At 68.2% G+C, this 17,644-nt stretch carries 15 protein-coding genes; 5 read left to right on the forward strand and 10 right to left on the reverse strand.

What is annotated here, in order from left to right:
* Positions 1-242: 242 nt before the first annotated feature.
* The 3 genes from M6D93_RS09150 (at position 243) to M6D93_RS09160 (ending at position 4,116) form a co-directional block, all read left to right on the forward strand.
* Positions 243-1,253 carry a helix-turn-helix domain-containing protein gene (locus M6D93_RS09150; protein WP_249774044.1) on the forward strand — a complete coding sequence of 337 codons (1,011 nt, stop codon included), beginning with the start codon at positions 243-245 and terminating at the stop codon, positions 1,251-1,253.
* A 251-nt stretch (positions 1,254-1,504) separates the two neighbouring features.
* Positions 1,505-3,673, forward strand: coding sequence for an excinuclease ABC subunit UvrB (gene uvrB / locus M6D93_RS09155; RefSeq protein WP_249774045.1), 2,169 nt, complete (start codon positions 1,505-1,507; stop codon positions 3,671-3,673).
* On the forward strand, positions 3,673-4,116 hold the full coding sequence (locus M6D93_RS09160; RefSeq protein WP_249774046.1) for a VOC family protein: 444 nt from the start codon (positions 3,673-3,675) through the stop codon (positions 4,114-4,116). The genes uvrB and M6D93_RS09160 overlap by 1 nt, the downstream gene beginning before the upstream one ends.
* A 27-nt stretch (positions 4,117-4,143) precedes the next feature.
* On the opposite strand, the gene M6D93_RS09165 is transcribed toward M6D93_RS09160, so the two are convergent.
* Both M6D93_RS09165 and M6D93_RS09170 read right to left on the reverse strand, forming a co-directional pair.
* Positions 4,144-5,067: a carbohydrate kinase family protein gene (locus M6D93_RS09165; protein WP_249774047.1), complete on the reverse strand. Its 924-nt coding sequence runs from the start codon at positions 5,065-5,067 to the stop codon at positions 4,144-4,146.
* Positions 5,064-6,002, reverse strand: a complete 939-nt coding sequence (locus M6D93_RS09170; protein ID WP_249774048.1) for a pseudouridine-5'-phosphate glycosidase — start codon at positions 6,000-6,002, stop codon at positions 5,064-5,066. The genes M6D93_RS09165 and M6D93_RS09170 overlap by 4 nt, the downstream gene beginning before the upstream one ends.
* On the opposite strand from M6D93_RS09170, the gene M6D93_RS09175 reads away from it, so the two are divergent.
* On the forward strand, positions 6,001-6,411 hold the full coding sequence (locus M6D93_RS09175; protein WP_249774049.1) for a VOC family protein: 411 nt from the start codon (positions 6,001-6,003) through the stop codon (positions 6,409-6,411). The genes M6D93_RS09170 and M6D93_RS09175 overlap by 2 nt on opposite strands.
* 69 nt (positions 6,412-6,480) lie before the next feature.
* Here M6D93_RS09175 and M6D93_RS09180 read toward each other — a convergent pair whose 3' ends face one another.
* From M6D93_RS09180 to M6D93_RS09195, 4 genes are all read right to left on the reverse strand, one after another.
* The gene (locus tag M6D93_RS09180; RefSeq protein WP_249774050.1) at positions 6,481-6,768 is read right to left on the reverse strand and encodes an antibiotic biosynthesis monooxygenase family protein; all 288 of its coding nucleotides are present in this window, start codon (positions 6,766-6,768) and stop codon (positions 6,481-6,483) included.
* Positions 6,769-6,821: 53 nt separating this feature from the next.
* Entirely contained in the window at positions 6,822-7,268 is a 447-nt protein-coding gene (locus tag M6D93_RS09185) for an Lrp/AsnC family transcriptional regulator (RefSeq protein ID WP_347343597.1), read from the reverse strand.
* A 133-nt stretch (positions 7,269-7,401) separates the two neighbouring features.
* Positions 7,402-8,790: a transaminase gene (locus M6D93_RS09190; RefSeq protein ID WP_249774052.1), complete on the reverse strand. Its 1,389-nt coding sequence runs from the start codon at positions 8,788-8,790 to the stop codon at positions 7,402-7,404.
* A 121-nt stretch (positions 8,791-8,911) separates the two neighbouring features.
* Positions 8,912-9,481: a nitroreductase family protein gene (locus M6D93_RS09195; protein WP_249774053.1), complete on the reverse strand. Its 570-nt coding sequence runs from the start codon at positions 9,479-9,481 to the stop codon at positions 8,912-8,914.
* A 216-nt stretch (positions 9,482-9,697) separates the two neighbouring features.
* Between M6D93_RS09195 and M6D93_RS09200 the strand changes: the two genes are divergently transcribed.
* On the forward strand, positions 9,698-10,246 hold the full coding sequence (locus tag M6D93_RS09200; protein ID WP_249774054.1) for a flavin reductase family protein: 549 nt from the start codon (positions 9,698-9,700) through the stop codon (positions 10,244-10,246).
* A gap of 42 nt (positions 10,247-10,288) precedes the next feature.
* On the opposite strand, the gene hrpA is transcribed toward M6D93_RS09200, so the two are convergent.
* The 4 genes from hrpA to M6D93_RS09220 all read right to left on the reverse strand — a co-directional run bounded on the left by hrpA (position 10,289) and on the right by M6D93_RS09220 (position 17,574).
* A complete protein-coding gene (gene hrpA, locus M6D93_RS09205; RefSeq protein WP_249774055.1) occupies positions 10,289-14,341 on the reverse strand; it encodes an ATP-dependent RNA helicase HrpA in 4,053 nt (1,350 codons plus the stop codon).
* A gap of 30 nt (positions 14,342-14,371) precedes the next feature.
* Complete coding sequence (locus M6D93_RS09210) at positions 14,372-15,559, reverse strand: MFS transporter (RefSeq protein ID WP_249774056.1); 1,188 nt, start codon at positions 15,557-15,559, stop codon at positions 14,372-14,374.
* Between the two features lie 99 nt (positions 15,560-15,658).
* Positions 15,659-16,321, reverse strand: a complete 663-nt coding sequence (locus M6D93_RS09215; RefSeq protein WP_249774057.1) for an MBL fold metallo-hydrolase — start codon at positions 16,319-16,321, stop codon at positions 15,659-15,661.
* Entirely contained in the window at positions 16,318-17,574 is a 1,257-nt protein-coding gene (locus M6D93_RS09220; RefSeq protein ID WP_249774058.1) for a DUF4032 domain-containing protein, read from the reverse strand. The genes M6D93_RS09215 and M6D93_RS09220 overlap by 4 nt, the downstream gene beginning before the upstream one ends.
* Positions 17,575-17,644 lie beyond the last annotated feature (70 nt).

Consider the following 17,644-nt stretch of genomic DNA (forward strand, 5'->3'; position numbering starts at 1 on the left):
AGGATCGGGACCACGGCCGGCTACGTCCACCGCCTCCGCCGGGGTCACACCAGGTCGTGGTCGGCAGCGGCGGCTGGGCGAAGCGCGACGGGCCGCGTCGTCGAGGCCCTGTGCTCTGCTCCATCATGGTGATGGCGGTCAACATGAACGGGATGCGTCGTCCGCCGCAGAGATTGTTAGCCGGACTCGGCACGATGTGAGGACACAGATGTGTCACTGGCACTAGCGGGACAGGGGATGTAGTGCGCGATCTGGACCTTAAGCATCATTTCGCCGCCCTCGGTGTCGATCCTGCGGCGGTGGACCTCTACCGCCGACTCCTCGAGGACGGATCGGTCGCACCCGAGCAGCTGAGTGCGCACGGCGGTGCCGGCGGTGCCGAGGGTGTCGAGGGTGCAGACGCGCTGATCTCGTCGCTGGTGGCCTCCGGCCTGATCGCTCCGGACGGTAACGCTGCCGGCCGCTACGTTCCGGTGCCGCCGGAGGCCGGCCTGCGCCTGTTGGCCGGCCGCCGCGAGGGACAGCTGAACGAGGCGACCGTCGCGGTCCAGCGCGCCTATCGCGAGTTCCGCCGCCAGACCAGGCCGGCCAGCGCCGATCACCCGGTCGAGGTCGTCACCGGGCCGGCGATCCTGTCCCGTCTCAAGCAGGCCGAGGACCACGCTGAGCGCGAGATCCGGCGGCTCGACTCGCCGCCCTACTACCGCACGCGGACCGCCAACAACACCGAGCTGGACCACCTGGCCCGCGGGATCGGCTATCGCGTCGTGTACTCCCAGGCCTCGCTCGCGCGAGAGAACTACCTCGACGGCAACATCCTGCCCAGTGTCAAGGCCGGCGAGCAGGCTCGGGTCCTGCCCTCGGTGCCGGTGAAGCTGAGCATCATCGACGACACGGTGGCGTTGGTCTCGCTGTCCATCTCGGACGCGGACGTGAACCGGACGCTGCTGATCGTGCGCCCCAGCACCTTGTTCAGCGCTCTGGTGGGACTGTTCGAGGTGTGCTGGAAGTCTGCGCTTCCGATCCTCCCCAGCGGCGACGTCGGCTCCTCGATCGAGCCCGTCGAGCAGCGCATGTTGGGGTTGCTCGCCAGCGGGTTGAGCGATGAGGACATCGTTCGCACGCTGCGGATCAGCCGCCGCACGTTCTTCCGCTACCTGGAGAAGCTCCAGGCGCGCGCCGGGGTGTCGACGCGGTTCCAGCTCGGCGTGTACGCCGCACGGCACGGGTGGCTGCCGGGTGAGCCCGCCTGACCCGTCCTGACCGCGCCTGACCTGTCCTGACTTCCTGACGCCGTTCCGTGAGCGGCATCGGCATCGGCATCGGCACCGGCATCGGCATCGGCACCGGCATCGGCCTCAGGCCGGGGACCCGGCGAGCAGCCGGCGTTCTCGCTCAGGGCGAACCATTGTGTCGGACCCTGGCCGTACGGTGGACTCATGCACGTTTCCTCCAGCAGCCGGTCGTTCCCGGCCGTTTTCAGCCGTCCCCGGCGAGGGTCTCTATGAGGGTCAAGAGCGACATCGTCCCGTCCTCTGGCACCTTCGAGGTGATCAGCGAGTACTCGCCCTCGGGGGACCAGCCGACCGCGATTGCCGAACTCGAGAAGCGCATTCGAGCCGGCGAGAAGAACGTCGTACTGCTGGGTGCGACCGGCACCGGCAAGTCGGCGACCACGGCCTGGCTGATCGAGCGCTTGCAACGGCCGGCTTTGATCATGGCGCCGAACAAGACCCTCGCCGCACAGTTGGCCAACGAATTGCGCGAGATGCTGCCGAACAACGCAGTCGAGTACTTCGTCAGCTATTACGACTATTACCAGCCCGAGGCCTACGTCCCGCAGACCGACACCTACATCGAGAAGGACTCGGCGATCAACTCCGAGGTGGAACGGCTGCGCCACTCGGCGACGATGTCGTTGCTCACCCGCCGCGACGTCGTCGTGGTGGCCACCGTTTCCTGCATCTACGGTCTCGGCACCCCACAGGAGTACGTCGATCGTTCGGTGCGGCTGCGGGTCGGGCAGCAGATCGAACGGGAGAAGATCCTTCGTGGTCTGGTCGGCGTGCAGTACGCCCGCAATGATCTCGCCTTCACGCGTGGCACGTTCAGGGTCCGTGGCGACACCGTCGAAATCTTTCCGGTGTACGAGGAACTCGCCATCAGGGTCGAGATGTTCGGCGACGAGATCGAGCGGCTCTACTACCTTCACCCCCTTACCGGCGAGGTGGTCAGAGAGGTGGACGAGGTCTTCATCTTCCCGGCGACCCACTACGCCGCAGGCCCTGAGCGGATGGAGCGCGCGATCGCGGGCATCGAGAAGGAACTCGAGGGCAGGCTGGCTGAACTCGACAGCCAGAACAAGCTGTTGGAATCGCAGCGGCTGAGGATGCGAACCACCTACGACATCGAGATGATGCGGCAGGTCGGTTTCTGCTCGGGAATCGAGAACTACTCGTTGCACATCGACGGCCGGGAACCGGGCAGCTCGCCGAACTGTCTGCTCGACTACTTCCCCGAAGACTTCCTGCTCGTCATCGACGAGTCCCACGTCACGGTTCCGCAGACGGGCGGCATGTACGAGGGCGACATGTCCCGCAAGCGCACCCTCGTCGACCACGGTTTCCGCCTTCCCAGCGCGATGGACAACCGGCCGCTGAAGTTCGAGGAATTCGTCGAGCGGATCGGCCAGACCGTGTACCTGTCGGCGACACCCGGCAACTACGAGATGGACAAGGCCGGGGGTGAGTTCGTCGAGCAGATCATCCGACCGACCGGGCTGGTCGACCCGGAGGTCATCGTCAAACCCACCAAGGGCCAGATCGATGACCTGGTGCACGAGATCCGGCTGCGAGCCGATCGGAACGAGCGTGTGCTGGTCACGACGCTCACCAAGAAGATGTCAGAGGACCTGACCGACTACCTGCTCGAACTGGGGATCAGGGTTCGGTACCTGCACTCCGAGGTCGACACCCTGCGCCGGGTGGAGTTGCTCCGCGAACTACGCATGGGTGAGTACGACGTCCTCGTCGGCATCAACCTGCTGCGCGAGGGTCTCGACCTGCCGGAGGTGTCACTGGTCGCCATCCTCGACGCGGACAAGGAGGGCTTCCTGCGCTCGGGTACCTCGCTGATTCAGACGATCGGTCGAGCCGCTCGTAACGTCTCGGGCCAGGTGCACATGTACGCCGACCGCGTCACGCGATCGATGGAGCAGGCGATCGACGAGACGAACCGGCGCCGGGCCCATCAGCTTGCCTACAACGAGGCCAACGGCATCGATCCCCAGCCGCTGCGCAAGCGGATCGCCGACATCACCGACATGCTCGCGCGCGAGGCGGAGGACACCGATGAGCTCCTTGCTACGCCGGTCGGCGGTTCCGGTCGATCCCAGTCCCGCGGCAAATCCCCCGTTCCCGGGCGGGGTGGCCGCTCGACAGGCAGTTCTCGGGCACCGTCGGCCGGCGTGGTCGGCGTGGGTGCCCATGCCGACGGCAAGCTCGACATCGCCGAGTTGCCCAGAGCGGAGTTGGCCGACCTGATCCAGCAGCTCAATGATCAGATGCTCGGTGCCGCGCGGGAGTTGCAGTTCGAGGTCGCCGCCCGGCTACGTGACGAGATTCAGGAACTCAAGAAGGAGCTTCGCGGTATGGATGCGGCTGGGGTGCGATAGTGACGACCGCTGAGCCCGCGTTCTCCTTCCAGGTCTCGATGGACTGCCACGACACGGCGGTCATGACCCGGTTCTGGTCGCTGGCCTTGAACTACGTGGCCCAACCGCCGCCGCCGGGCTTTGCCGACTGGGACGCCTTCGCCGACGAATACGGCATCCCGGTTGAAGAACGATCCGGTTTCGGCTCGGTGGTCGACCCCGCCGGCGAGGGTCCGCGGTTGTTTTTCCACGCGGTGCCGGAGGACAAGGTGGTCAAGAATCGCGTCCATCTCGACGTCAATGTGGGACGCCGGCTGGAAGACGATGAGCGGGCCGCGGCGGTCCGGGCTCATGCAGAACGTCTAGTGGCTGCCGGCGCGGCGATCGTCGCCGAACGCTGGGACGCGGGAAGTCGCTGGACGGTAATGACCGACCCGGAAGGCAACGAGTTCTGCCTGCAGTAGGCCCCTCGTGTCGGCGCACCGGTCGGCTCAGGTCTCCCGCGCTGGTTCGCGGCGCTGTGGCCGGGCGCCCAGCTGTTCTACCGCGACCGCGCCCTGCCGGTGCCCGCAACGGGCCGCGGCCGCCAGGACCTCCAGGCCGCCCGGCCACGTCCCTGCGCGCAGGTCCGCAAGCAGCCCGGCGGCGAAGGCGTCGCCGGCGCCGGTCGTGTCCCGAACCGGCACCGGCTCGGTGCCGATCGTCTCGACACCGCCCCCACAGGCCACCACCGCCCCAGTGCTGCCCAGTTTGATGACCACCGCCCCCACCCCGGTGGCCAGGGCTTCCGCGGACGCCGTTGCGCTGTGGAGCCCGGTCAGACTCCGAGCTTCATCGGCGTTGGCGATCAACAACGAACGGTGCGGCAGCCAGGACAAGAACTCGGCCGCTCCGGCTGCCAGCAACGGCGCCGCGGAGGCGGCATCGATCGAGATCGGCAGGCCACGACGTTCGGCCTCCAGCAGCACCGCTCGAACCGCGGTGTTCGTCGCCGGTCGCAGCAAGGGATAGGCCGAGACGTGCAGCCAGTCGTCCGGGGCGAGCACGCCGAGGACGTCGGCCGCGGTGAGCCGGGCGTTGGCGCCGGCAGAGGGGACCATCGTCCGCTCACCGTCCGGCCCGATCAGCACGATGCACACGCCGGTCGGCGCCGCCGGGTCCACGGTCACCGACGAGATGACACCGGCGCGGGCCAAGTCCTGCTCGGCCTGCTCACCGAAGCTGTCCTTCCCCACGCGGCCGACGAAGGTCACCGGGACGCCAACAGCGGCGAGCCACGCGGCGGTGTTGGCGGCTGATCCGCCAGCGCTGACGCTGATGCTTGCCGGGGCATCCGAACCAGGCGACAGCGGCCCGGGAAGCTCTGCCAGCACGTCGATCATGAGATCGCCGACGCAGACAACCCGCCCGGTCATGACGACGCGGCGTACTCGGCAGCGATTCGAGCCGCCACCCGGGCATTGTTGAGGACGAGCGTGACATTGGCCGCCAAGGATGCACCGTGCGTCTGGGCATGGAAGAACTCCAGCAGGAACGGAGTCACGTTCTTGCCGCTGACGCCGCGCCGGTCCAATTCAGTCAGGCCCGCCTGCAACACCCGGTCGTGCAGGGTCACATCGAGCTGGTCGGCCTCCGGGATCGGGTTCGCGACGACCAGGCCATATCCGTCCGTGGACAGTTGCTCGCGGGCCCGCATCACGGCGGCGACCTCGGCGGGGGAGTCCACCCGCCAATCCAGCCGGTGACCGGAGTCGGCCAGATAGAACCCCGGGAAGGCGTTGGTGCCGAAACCGAGCACTCCGATATTGAGCGTCTCCAGCCTCTCCAACGTCGCGGCGACGTCGAGGATCGACTTCACCCCGGCGCAGACAACGGTGATGGGGGTACGCGACAGCGTCGTCAGGTCTGCCGACTCGTCCCACGAATCACGAGCCTCGCGGTGCACTCCGCCCAAACCTCCGGTCGCGAAAACCTTCACCCCGGCCAGCGCGGCCAGGTGCGCCGTCGAGGCGACGGTCGTCGCGCCGATGCCGTTTCGAGCGGCCACGGTCGCGATATCGCGGACGCTCACCTTGACCACCTCGTCCGAACTGGCCACGGCCCTGAGGGCATCGTCGTCAAGGCCGATGCGGGCCTGCCCGTCGACGATGGCGATGGTGGCCGGGACCGCGCCGGCCTGCCTGACCTCGTGCTCGATCTCGCGCGCGATCCGCAGGTTGTCCGGCCGCGGCAGCCCGTGGCTGATGATGGTGCTTTCCAGGGCGACCACCGGCCTGCCCGCGGCCAAGGCGTCGGCGACTTCGGGGTGCAGTTGCACGTCGATCCTTTCGATCCGGTAGAGAGGAGCCATGCTCAGCACAGCTCTGGATCACGTCACCATCGTCACCGACGACTTCGAGGCCAGTCGGCCAGTTTACGACGCTGTGCTCGGCGCGCTGGACTTGGTCGCCAGCGTCGACCACATCGATCCGGAGGAGGAATCCGAGGACCCGGACACCGTCGCCGCCATCGGCTACAGCGCACCGGAGGGACGTCCGGTGCTCGTGCTGGCCGCCGGTCCCCGGCCGACGCGACACGCACATGTGGCGCTCACGACGTCCCTACCGTCGGTTGTCGACGCGGTCTTCGCGGTGGCGCAGGCGGCCGGAATCAGCATCGTGCAGGCACCCCGCCAGTGGGAGGCGGACCACCTGGGCTACTACGGGGTGCAGCTCGCCGATCCCGCGGGCAACATGATCGAGGTCTTCTCACGAGCCTGACGCCGATGCCGGGACATCGCCCCCGTATCCGGCGCGGTGGCCGAAGGGCGGGGCGTGCAACCGGGTCTGTCAGTCGACGTCGGAGAAGTGTTCGACATGCGGGGGTTCGGCGAAGTGCGGGCCGATACCGCCGCGCCAGATGGCGAAGCGGTCGGAGTCGCGAAAGGCTTGATGGGCGTCCAGGGATGACCACTCGACGAGCAGGACGAATCTCGTCGGACTCTCCACACCGTGGGTCATGCGGACGGACAGCAACCCGGGCGAGTCGGTCAGGGCCGCCCGCACGCTGCGGTAGCCCGTCTCGAAATCGGCTTCGCTACCGGGCTTGACGTCGATCAGGGCAACCTCGAGGACCATGATCCCATCCTTGCAGCAGCCGCGGACCGTCGATCGTCGGGGACCGCACGCGCCTAGTCGGTGGAGGTGTCCCAGGTGAACCGGTGGGTGTGAATGTCGAAGTACGGAAACGACTCCACCGAGGCAACCCCGTCCATCGGGCGAAGCTGGGTGTTGATGATGTCGAAGAGCTCGGCCATGTCCTCGCACACGATCTCGGCGAACAGGTCATAGGCCCCGCCGGTGATCACGACGTAGATCACCCGCTGGATCGCCCCGAGCGCGTCGGCCACGGCCATCGCGTCGCCCGAGACCTTCACCCCGACCAGGGCCATCACCGGCAGTCCGAGAGCCAGTGGATCTGTGACCGCCACGATCTGGACGACATTGCCCTCGACCAGTCGCTGCACCCGCTGCCGCACCGCCGGCGGAGACAGCCCCACAGCAGGGGCGAGCTCAGCGTAGGAGGCACGACCGTCCCGCTGCAGCAACCCGATCAACTGATGGTCGATCTCGTCCAACGGGATGCGCGTCAGATGGGGGCGCGGCACCGGCGATTGGGAGGTCACGACGCAGACGGTATCGCTTTCGGTGCCTGCTCGGGCCCCACCCGGCCCATTCAACCTCCAGCGGTTACGCACGCGGGAAGGTCGCTCAGGCCAGGAGTTGGGTAACCGCGTCCTCGAACACACCCAGATGCCCGTGCACGTCCTCGGCCCGGGTCGCCGGGCACATCAGGCTCATGTTGTGAAACGGAGTGATCAGCACGCCGCGGTTGGCCAGGTACAAGTGGAAGTACTCGTCCAGGCCGGCGTCGGCCACGGCTGCGGACTCGTTGCCCGTGCGTGGCGCCGGTGAGGCGTAGCGGAATTCGGCGCGGGCCCCGAGTTGCTGGATGGTCCAGGGGAGGCGGTGCCGCGCGAAAATCTCGCGCATCCCCTCGGTGAACGTCGTAGCCAGTGCGGTCATCCGGTCGAAGTTCGTCGCCGTGAGCACCTCGCCGAGGGTCGCTCGCATGGCCGCGGTCGACAGCGCGTTGCCCGCCAACGTCCCGCCCACCCCGCCGACGTCATCGATGTCGGCGGTCCCCGAGGCGGCGAGGGCACTCACACGCTCGGCAATGTCGTTGGAGATTCCGTAGGCGCCGCAGGGGATTCCGCCACCGATCGACTTCCCGATGACGAAGATGTCCGGTTGCAGACCCTCCGTCCCGGTCATGCCGGACGGTCCCGCACTGAACGTGTGCGTCTCGTCGATGAGCAGCAGGCTCCCGTATCGGCGAGCCAGATCCGCCACGCCGTCGAGGAAGCCCGGCTCCGGAAGGACGATGCCGATGTTGGTCAGGGCCGGCTCGGTGACGATCACCGCGACGTCGCCGTGGGCGAGGGCAGCCTCCACCGACGCCAGGTCGTTGAACTGTGCGACCCGCGTCGTCTCGGTGGGATCGACGGCGGGCCCGACGTTGCCGGGCCTGGACTGCGCCCGGCCGTCCTCGTCCAGGATGACGAACGTCTCGTCGACGCTGCCGTGATAGCTGTATGAGAAGACCAGGATCTTCCGACGTCCGGTCACCAGCCGCGCGAGCCGGATGGCCCAGCGGTTGGCGTCCGTGGCCGACAGCGTGAAGGACCACAACGGTAGGCCGAAGCGGCGGCTGAGCTCGCCCGCAACCCATTCCGCGTCCTCGGTCGGCAGCATCGCCGTTATCCCGCCCTTGTCGATGGCGCGGGCGCGGATGGCTTCGGCGACCGGCGCGGGGGAATGCCCGGCCATCGCGCCGGTGTCGCCCAGAGCGAAGTCGGCGTAGCTGTGCCCGTCGATGTCGGTCACGCGGGCGCCCTCGGCACGATCGAGATATAGCGGGAAACCGCCCGACCACTTGGTCATCCAGGTCATGGGCACCCGGCCGAACAGGTGTTCCGCGGAAGCGAAGAGGGCCTGCGAGCGCGGCCGCGCCTGCGCGTAGGCCGTGCGCTCGGTGTCGATGAGGTCGGTGAGGCGCGAAGCCAGGGCTGCGGAGGAGTACCCGTCGGAGCGGAGCATGTCTGCAGTCTGCTCTTGTTTCGATCGTCTATCAAGCCATAGGCTACTGAATCGATCGTAATATGTGTGATTCACGCGCAAATTCGACGCCACAGCGGCTGGCGGCTCGCGGGCGATCCGGTCAGGCCGAGTACGCCGGCCCGGGCATCGGGCGCAGGCGCGCCCCCAGGTCCTCCGGCTCGGCCGAAGAAGCGCCGCCTGCGGCGGTAGCACCGATGTACAGCCACCCCAGCAGTTGCTCATCGGACCCGACCCCCATCGCGGCCTGGACCTCGGCCAGCTCCACCGGCGGCCCGCTGCGCCACATCGCGGTCCAGCCCGCCTCGAACAGCAGCAGCTGCAGAGTCGTCACCATCGCGACCGTGGCGGCGAGTTGTTCACGAGGCGGGACCTTGGGGTGGTCCTGGTAGCACACGAGTACGCCCACGAGCAGCGGCGCACGACTGGTCTTGGCGGCTGTCTTGACTGCGGCCTGGCTGCCCGCGGGATCGCCGAATCCGGCGGCCATCGCCTCGCCCAGGCGCCGCCGGTCCTCGCCACGGACGGTCACCAGGCGCCAGGGTCGCAGGGCAGCATGGTCCGGTGCGTGCGCGGCGAGCTGCAGAAGGGCACGAAGTTCGCGGTCCTGCGGCGCCCGGTCGTCCACCGGCGCCGTGCTGCGTCGGAGGCGGATCGCGTCCTGTAGTTGCATGACTGCCTTCTCCGTCCATCACTCCCCGCCGGGGCGTCGGGTCGCGTCCCGGCCCTTCGCACGAGCAAGCGGCGCGAGCCCGTGGCCAACCCGCGTGGAACCGCACCGTGGGCTCGATCATGCCCGCCCGTCGCGCCGGCGCCGGCTCGGGGCCGGGTGGGCAGCGCGGCCGGTCCGAGGAGACTTGTGCTGGCTCGCGCTGGCTAGGCTGGTCCTGTGAGCGCAACACAGCCGGTGCCAGCCTCGGACGGTCCGGCCCTGAGTGGGCCCGACGCGGCGCTGTCGCGCCACGTGCTCGGTCACTACCCGACCGGGGTTGCGGTAATCACCGCCGACAGTCCCACCGGACCGGTCGGTCTGTCGATCAACTCGTTCACCTCGGTGTCGCTGGAACCCCCACTCGTGTTGTTCTGCCCTGCGCTGAACTCATCGACCTGGCCGGTACTGCGCGAATCCGGGACGATTGCCATCAACGTCCTGTCGGCAGGTCAGGAGGCGGTCAGCCGGCTGTTCGCCGCCCGCGTGAGTGACCGGTTCGCCAGCATCGACTGGACACCGGGCGAGAACGGCGCCCCACTGCTCACCGATGCGCTCGGCTGGCTGGAATGCACCGTGCAAGCGGAGTACCCCGCGGGCGACCACACAGTCGTGCTCGCCCGCATCGACCGGATGGGGGTGCACCGCGAGATCGACGATCCGCTGGTGTTCTTCCGGGGTGACTACTTCGCCGGAATCCCCGCGGCCATCCAGGCTGACGCCGACTGAGCGACGGGCGGTTCCAACGCCGACCGGCTCCCTTCGCTGCGCTCAGCGAGGGTCCAGCCGATCCATCGCGGCGTGAATCCGCTTCACCGAAACGGGTCCGCTCGTCCCCAACTGCTGCGCGAACAGGCTCACCCGCAGCTGTTCGATCATCCACCGGATCTCCTCCAGCGCTTCCGGCCCGACCTGCGGACCCGCGCGCTCCACCAGCTCGGCGAAATCACGCTCGACGACGTCGACCACCGCCTGCCGCTCCGCATCCCGGGCGGCATTGACGCGAGCCGCAATTAGTCGCTGCTGGATGGCCTTGAGGTACCGAGGGAGCTCGCTCAGCTGCGGGGCCGGCGTGCGGCTCACGAAGGCCGGATAGATCAAGCGGGCCAGGTGCGCCTGCTCGGCCGCCACGACCGACCGAAGCGACGGGGGCACGGCCTCGCCCAGCGCAAGCTCGGTCTGCTGAGCCTCGCCGATCACCGAGGCCACGGACGAGACGGTCGTGCGAGCCGCACCTAGGAGGCCGGAGCGGACATCGGCCTGCAGCCGATCGAATTCGGGCCGGGTCCAGACCGGCCCGCCATGACGGCGCATCAGGAGGTCGATCGCCGCGGTGACACAGTCGGCGAGCAGCGAATCCAGCGAGCCGTGCGGTGACCGGCTCATCAGCAACCGCTGCCGGGTGTCCAGGCCCGCCCGCAGGTCGCGAGCCGGACTGGTCACGGTCAGAGCGAGCAGGCGACGGGTTCCGGTCCACATCGCGCTAGCCTGGTCGGCCTCGGTATCCAGCACGCGGATGCCCACGGTGCTGTCGGTGGCCCCCGCCCCGGCCGGAGACCCGGAGGTCGATGCCAGCTCGACGAGCGAGGGATAACCGGTGAGCTCGTGACCGTGAGCGGTTCGCTGAACGACCCGCGGCAGCCCTTCGGCGGGAAACTCGCGAAGTCCGTCGCGGGCCATGTCGGCCGTTGCCGTGCGCAGCTGGGCACTCAACGCCGGGGCGAACTGTGCCTGCAGCGCGCTCAGATCCTTGGCCTCGGCCAGCACGACCGCGGCCTCGTCGACGATTCGGTACGTCGGTCGCAGGTGGTCAGGCAGGCTGGTCAGATCCCAGCTCTCGGGCGGAACGTCGACCCCCCGCAGCCGGTACAGGGAGTCGGACAAGGTGCGGGTCAGGTCCGTCGTCGTCCCGGTGAGCTCGACGGGCAGCGCCCCGACCAGTTCGGCGGCGGTGTCGGGAACCGGCACGATGAGCCGGCGGATCGCCTTGGGCAGGCCGCGCAGCAGTGCCGTCACGAGCTCACTGCGGAAGCCGGGGACCTGCCAGTCGAGGCCGGCGGCGGCCGCATCGTTGAGCAGCGGCAGCGGGATTGTGACCGTGACTCCGTCGCTGCGTTCGCCGGGCTCGAAGCGATAACTCAGTTCCAGGTCGAATGAACCCGATGACCACGTGTCGGGAAACTGCTCGGCATCGATCTCAGCGCCCTTGCGCGTCAGGTCGGCCATGCTCAGGTGAAGTTGCTCGGGTGTGCGGTGTCGGGCTTTCTTCCACCACGCGTCGAAGTGCCGGCCGGAGACGATGTCGGGGGGAATGCGCTGGTCGTAAAAGGCGAAAAGTGTGTCATCGTCGGCCAGCAGATCACGTCGACGGGTCCGTGTCTCCAGCTCGTGGACCTCGTCTACGAGCCGGCGGTTGTCCCGGAAGAAGTGGTGGCGAGTGTCCCAGTCGCCCTCGACCAAAGCACGCCGGATGAACTCCTCGCGGGCATGAACAGGATCGATCTGGGCGTAGTTGACCTTGCGCCCGGCCACCAGCGCGACGCCGTACAGACTCACCCGTTCGGTCGCCATCACCGCGGCCTGGCGGCGCTCCCAGTGCGGTTCGCTGTAGCTGCGCTTGACCAGGTGGCTTGCCAGCTCCTCCGCCCAGACCGAGTCGATCGAGGCATTGGTGCGCGCCCAGAGTCGGGACGTCTCGACCAGTTCCGCGGCCATGACGAACTGTGGTTGCTTCTTGAACAGCGCCGAACCGGGGAAGATGGCGAACTTTGCCCCGCGCGCACCGAGGTAATCGCCGCGCGGGCCCTCCTTGAGACCGATGTGGCTCAGCAGCCCGGCCAGCATGCTGCGGTGGATCTGCTCGACCTGCGTCGCCGACGGATCGTCCTCCCGCTGGCTACCGACCGCCATGCCCATGCCTTTGGCGATCTGGCGAAGCTGGGTGAACAGGTCTTGCCACTCCCGGATGCGCAGGTAGTTCAGATACTCGCTGCGGCACATCCGACGAAACTGGTTGCTGGACAGGGTTTTCTGCTGTTGGCGCAGGTAGAGCCAGAGCTTGAGGTAGCCGACGAAGTCCGAGCTGGGGTCGGCGAAGCGCGCGTGCGCCGCGTCGGCCTGCTGTTGCGCCTCGGCCGGTCGCTCCCGAGGGTCCTGGATCGACAAAGCCGCAGCGAGGACGAGGACGTCGCAGACGCAGCCACGATCGGCCGACTCCAGAATCATTCGCGCCAGTCGTGGGTCGACGGGCAGTTGGGCGACCCGCCGCCCGAGCGACGTGAGCGCCGGGGCGGCCTGCCCCGAGTCGGAAGTGATCGCCCCTAGTTCGTGAAGGAGCGCGAGCCCGTCGTTGACCTGGCGCCGGTCCGGTGGGTCGAGAAAACCGAAGTCCGAGACTGTGCCCAGTTCCAGGGCGGCCATCTGCAGGATGACCGAGGCCAGGTTCGTCCTCAAGATCTCGGGATCGGTGAACTCCGGTCGTGACTGGAAGTCCGCCTCTGCGTACAGACGGATACAGACGCCGTCGGAGGTGCGCCCGCAGCGGCCGGCACGCTGCTTGGCCGATGCCTGCGAGATGGGCTCGATGGGCAGGAGCTGAACCTTCGTGCGGTTGCTGTACCGCGAGATTCGCGCGGTGCCGGCGTCGATGACGTACTTGATTCCCGGCACCGTGAGGGATGTCTCGGCGACGTTGGTGGCCAGGACGATCCGCCTCTTCTGGTGCCGCGCGAACACCCGGTGCTGTTCGGCGGCGGACAGCCGGGCGTACAACGGAAGGATCTCGGTGTCGCGCAGGTTGAGCCCACCGAGCGTGTCCGCGGCGTCGCGGATCTCCCGCTCGCCGCTGAGAAAGACCAGAACATCGCCGGCCGGCTCGCGGAGCAGCTCGCGGACCGCGTCGGAGATTCCCCCGAGCAGGTCGGCCTCTTCCGCACGCGGATCGTCCGGGTCGACCAGGGGGCGGTACCTGATCTCGACGGGGTAACCGCGGCCCGACACCTCGACGATGGGGGCGTCGCCGAAGTAGCGGGCGAACCGAGCGGGGTCGATCGTCGCCGAGGTGATGATCACCTTGAGGTCCGGACGCCGGGGGAGCAGCTGCTGCAGATAGCCGAGCAGGAAGTCGATGTTGAGACTGCGCTCGTGGGCTTCGTCGATGATGATGGTGTCGTAGTTACGCAGCAGCCGGTCGCGCTGGATCTCGGCCAGCAGGATGCCGTCGGTCATGAGCTTGACCATCGTGCGCTCCGACACCTGGTCGGTGAACCGCACCGCGTAGCCGACCTGATCGCCGAGTTCGGTGTGCAACTCCTCGGCCACCCGCTCGGCGACCGCCCGGGCCGCGATGCGGCGCGGCTGGGTGTGCCCGATCAGCCCGCGCACCCCGCGGCCCAGTTCCAGGCAGAGCTTGGGAAGCTGGGTCGTCTTGCCCGACCCGGTCTCACCGGCGACAACGACGACCTGATGCTCGGCTATCGCCGCAAGCAGATCCGTCCGGCGCTGGCTCACCGGCAGTTGCTCGGGGTAGTCCAGTTTGAGCGGCTGGTCCCGCCGGGCGGCGACCCGCCGCTCGGCCTGGCTGATCTCGCGAGCCAGGCTGGACAACGATTCGGGCTTGCCCCGGCCCTTACGGCGGGAGGCGTCCAGCCGGCGCCGAAGCCGATGCTCGTCGAGCAGGGTCAAACCCTCGAGGCGTTGCCGTAGCTGGCCGGCCGTCACCGGTGTCGCAATCGCCGGATCGACCGCCGAGGGCGAGGGTGCCCGCACGTGCGGCGCCGCTTTGGAGGAGGCTTCTCGCGGCTCTTCTGACGGTGAGGTGGACATGCTGATGTGCAGTCTAGGGCGCGGTCAGCATCATTTCACCGACGCTGCGAGAGCACCGCCGAGGATGAGACAGCAGCCGACGACGCCGGCGGTGGCGGTCCAACCGCCGGCCGAGTAGGCCAGTCCGGTCATCGCACCCAGCACTGAGGACCCGGCGTAGTACGCGAGCAGGTACAGCGCGCTGGCCTGTGCGCGGGCGGTCGACGCCCGCCTGGCGACCCACCCGCTGGCGACCGCATGGGCGCCGAAGAATCCGGCGGTGAACACGACGAGGCCGGACACCACGAATGGAACGGACGTCGGAAGTGTCAGCGCCAGCCCGCACGCCATGATCGTGATGCTGAGCAGGATCGCTCGTCGAGGGCCGATCCGATCGGCGACGCGTCCGGCGGCGGTCGAGGACACCGTACCGGCGAGGTAGGCCAGGAAGAACAGGCCGATGACGCCCTGGCTGAGCCCGAAGGGTGCGGCGCTGAGCCGGAAGCTCAGATAGTTGTACACCGCGACGAAGCCGCCCATAAGCAGGAACGCGACCACGCACAGCCGAACGATGCCCGGGTCGGCCAGATGCGAACGCAGCCCGGCGGTCAGGTTGCGCCAGCGCAGCGGGACTGGAGAAAAGCGCACCGGCGGCGGTACCCGTAACGAGAACAGGGCGGAAGCCGCAAGGCCAAGTATTCCGACCGCGACGATCCCGACCCGCCAGCCGCCAGCGTCGCCGGCGGCGGCGGCGAGCAGGCGGCCGCCCACTCCGCCGAGGGTGTTACCCGCTACGTAGACACCCATGGCCGAGCCGAGGGAGCTGGGATGAACCTCGTCGCCGACGTGCCCCATGGCCACGGCGACCACCGCGGCCAGGGCAACTCCGGTCAGCGCTCGAAGCAGGAGCAGGACGCCGAGGTTGGGGGACAGTGCGCTGAGCAGCACCAGCCCACAGGCGCTGGCAAGTCCCGCCTGCATGAGGCGAACGCGACCGAAGGACTCCGCCAGGCTGGACAGCGGCAGGATGGCCAGGGCGAGCGCGCCGGTCGTCGCCGACACGGACAGGCTCGCGAGGGCCGGCGACGCGCCGAGATCGTGCCCGATCTCCGGCAGCAGTGGCTGCGTGCAGTAGAGCAGGGCGAAGGCGGCCAGCGCCGCACCCGCCATGGCCAACTGGAGCCGGTTGAATCCCGCTGAGCCGACCCGGTGCCCGGCGTGGAGCTCGGATCCGGTCACCGGAACGCCATCACCCACAGGTTCACGGTGCCACCCGGACACGGCCGGATGGAGCAGGTGAGAGCTAGCTCGCCGGTTGTCTGCGTCACTGCCCGGGGACTACCAGCCGCGGGCTCGCCACTGGCTCACCGAGGGGCGTTCGGCGCCCAGCGTCGAATCGTTGCCGTGCCCTGGATAGAACCAGGTTTCATCTGGGTAGACGTCGAAGATCCGGCCCTGGACGTCGTCGAGCAGCGACTCGAAGTCGGCCGGGTTCCCGGTCTTACCGACCCCGCCCGGGAAAAGGGAGTCGCCGGTGAACAGATGACCGTGTCCGTCTGGGTCGGCGTAGTAAAGGGCGATCGAGCCCGGGGTGTGGCCGCGGAGCCCGATGACATCGAATTCGAGCGCCCCGACGTGCAGCCGCTCGCCGTGCGCGAGGCGACGATCGGTCGGAACCGGGATCGCGTCGGCGTCGGCATCGCCGGCCAGCGTCCGAGCCCCGGTATGGGCCACGGTCGGTGCCAGGGCCTGCCAGTGATCGGCGTGCTGGTGAGTGGTGAGGATCGTCTGCGCAGGAGTGCCGCCGAGTGTGCTGAGGGTGGCCACCCGCTCCGGTTCGTCCGCGGCATCGATGAGGACTGCCTCGCCGGTGGATCGGCAACGGATGAGGTAGACGTTGTTCGACATCGGGCCGACGGCGAGTTTCGCGATCGTGGCGTGCGGCAGTTCCCGCACGTCGGCCGGGCCGCCAACGGCCACCTTGCCCGTGTATTCGTTCATTCGGCCACCACTGGCAGTTCCTCCGTAGTCGGTTCGGTCAGGATCCGCACCGATGCATCGGGCAGTTTGGCCAGCACGGTGCGTACATAGTCCTCGACCGCGGCCGGGCGCCCGACGTCGCGTCCGAGCCGTTCGGACATCAGCCAGCGGTGCTCGCCGATCTCGTGGAACAGTTCGGCGTCGGGCAGTTTCTTCCGCAGCTCTGCGGGCACCATGCTCAGCACGCCGTAGAACTTCTCGTCGAGCCACCTGCGGGCGGCCAGGTCTTCGGGGATGTCGTGGCCGACGCCCTCGATCCACTTGGCGCGAAAACGGGCCAGGTCCGACAGCATGCCCTTGGCCTGATTCTCCTGGACCTGGAGCCCGGTCAGCGCGTAGACCCGCCGGGCGTGGTGGCCAGGTTCGACGATGTGGGTCTCGAATCGAAGCGTGCGCCCGGCGTCCTCGGACCGGATCCCGATCTCGGAGACGTCGAAGCCGAGGGAGTTGAGCCGCCGAACGCGTTCCTCGATCTTGTAACTCTCCGACGCCGAGTAAACCTGATCGTCGGTGAGCTCGGTCCACAGTTTCTCGTAGCGCGGCTGCAGCGCGATGGCCATCTCGATGGGGTCGGCGTCCTCGGACAGGTAACCGCCCGCTTGCAGGTCCATCAGCTCGCCGGCAATGTTCTCGGTCGCGATGGTGATGTCGTGGGTACGTTGACCGATGGTCAGCTGCTCGTGCATCTCGCCGGTCTCGGCATCGACGAGGTAGGCGGCAAGTGATCCGGCGTCCCGGCGGAACAGCGTGTTCGACAACGAGCAGTCTCCCCAGAAGAACCCGGCCAGGTGCAGGCGGACGAACAACTGGGCCAGGGCGTCGAGCAGCCGGGCCCGCAGATCGGGCAACGACCGTTCGGTGAACAGGGCTCGATACGGCAACGAATAGGGCAGGTGGCGAGTGATGAGCAGGCTGCCGAGCACCTCGCCGGAGGTGTCCGTGCGCTCGGTGACGGTGCCGAACGCATCGACCACCGGGACCGAGGCGTCGGCCAGCGCGCGAAGCAGGTGATGCTCGCGGATGACGTATCGCTCGGTCGCCTCCTTGAAGGCGAAGATCTGGTTCTGGGCCCGGACGAACCGCACCACGTGCCTGGAGATGCCCCGGGGCACCTGGACGATTCGAGGGTCGGTCCACTCCGCCAGGGGTTGGTCGAGCGGCAGCGTGAGCAACTCGGTCGCCGCGCCCAGAGTGGTGATGGTGTAGGTACCCATGACGGGTTCCAAGCCTACGGCGATCGTGGGCTTTGACCAGTGCAGGGACACGTCGGATCCGGGTGAACAG

This window comes from Jatrophihabitans telluris, assembly GCF_023516435.1.
Taxonomy (GTDB): domain Bacteria; phylum Actinomycetota; class Actinomycetes; order Mycobacteriales; family Jatrophihabitantaceae; genus Jatrophihabitans_A; species Jatrophihabitans_A telluris.

Bases quoted from the DNA above. Each gene is read 5' to 3' on its own strand.
- M6D93_RS09170 (WP_249774048.1), bottom strand. From the start codon at position 6,002: ATGGCTCCTCTCTACCGGATCGAAAGGATCGACGTGCAACTGCACCCC.
- hrpA (WP_249774055.1), bottom strand. From the start codon at position 14,341: ATGTCCACCTCACCGTCAGAAGAGCCGCGAGAAGCCTCCTCCAAAGCG.
- M6D93_RS09180 (WP_249774050.1), bottom strand. From the start codon at position 6,768: ATGGTCCTCGAGGTTGCCCTGATCGACGTCAAGCCCGGTAGCGAAGCC.
- M6D93_RS09220 (WP_249774058.1), bottom strand. From the start codon at position 17,574: ATGGGTACCTACACCATCACCACTCTGGGCGCGGCGACCGAGTTGCTC.
- M6D93_RS09165 (WP_249774047.1), bottom strand. From the start codon at position 5,067: ATGACCGGGCGGGTTGTCTGCGTCGGCGATCTCATGATCGACGTGCTG.
- M6D93_RS09195 (WP_249774053.1), bottom strand. From the start codon at position 9,481: ATGCAACTACAGGACGCGATCCGCCTCCGACGCAGCACGGCGCCGGTG.
- M6D93_RS09175 (WP_249774049.1), top strand. From the start codon at position 6,001: ATGCTCAGCACAGCTCTGGATCACGTCACCATCGTCACCGACGACTTC.
- M6D93_RS09215 (WP_249774057.1), bottom strand. From the start codon at position 16,321: ATGAACGAATACACGGGCAAGGTGGCCGTTGGCGGCCCGGCCGACGTG.
- M6D93_RS09190 (WP_249774052.1), bottom strand. From the start codon at position 8,790: ATGCTCCGCTCCGACGGGTACTCCTCCGCAGCCCTGGCTTCGCGCCTC.
- uvrB (WP_249774045.1), top strand. From the start codon at position 1,505: ATGAGGGTCAAGAGCGACATCGTCCCGTCCTCTGGCACCTTCGAGGTG.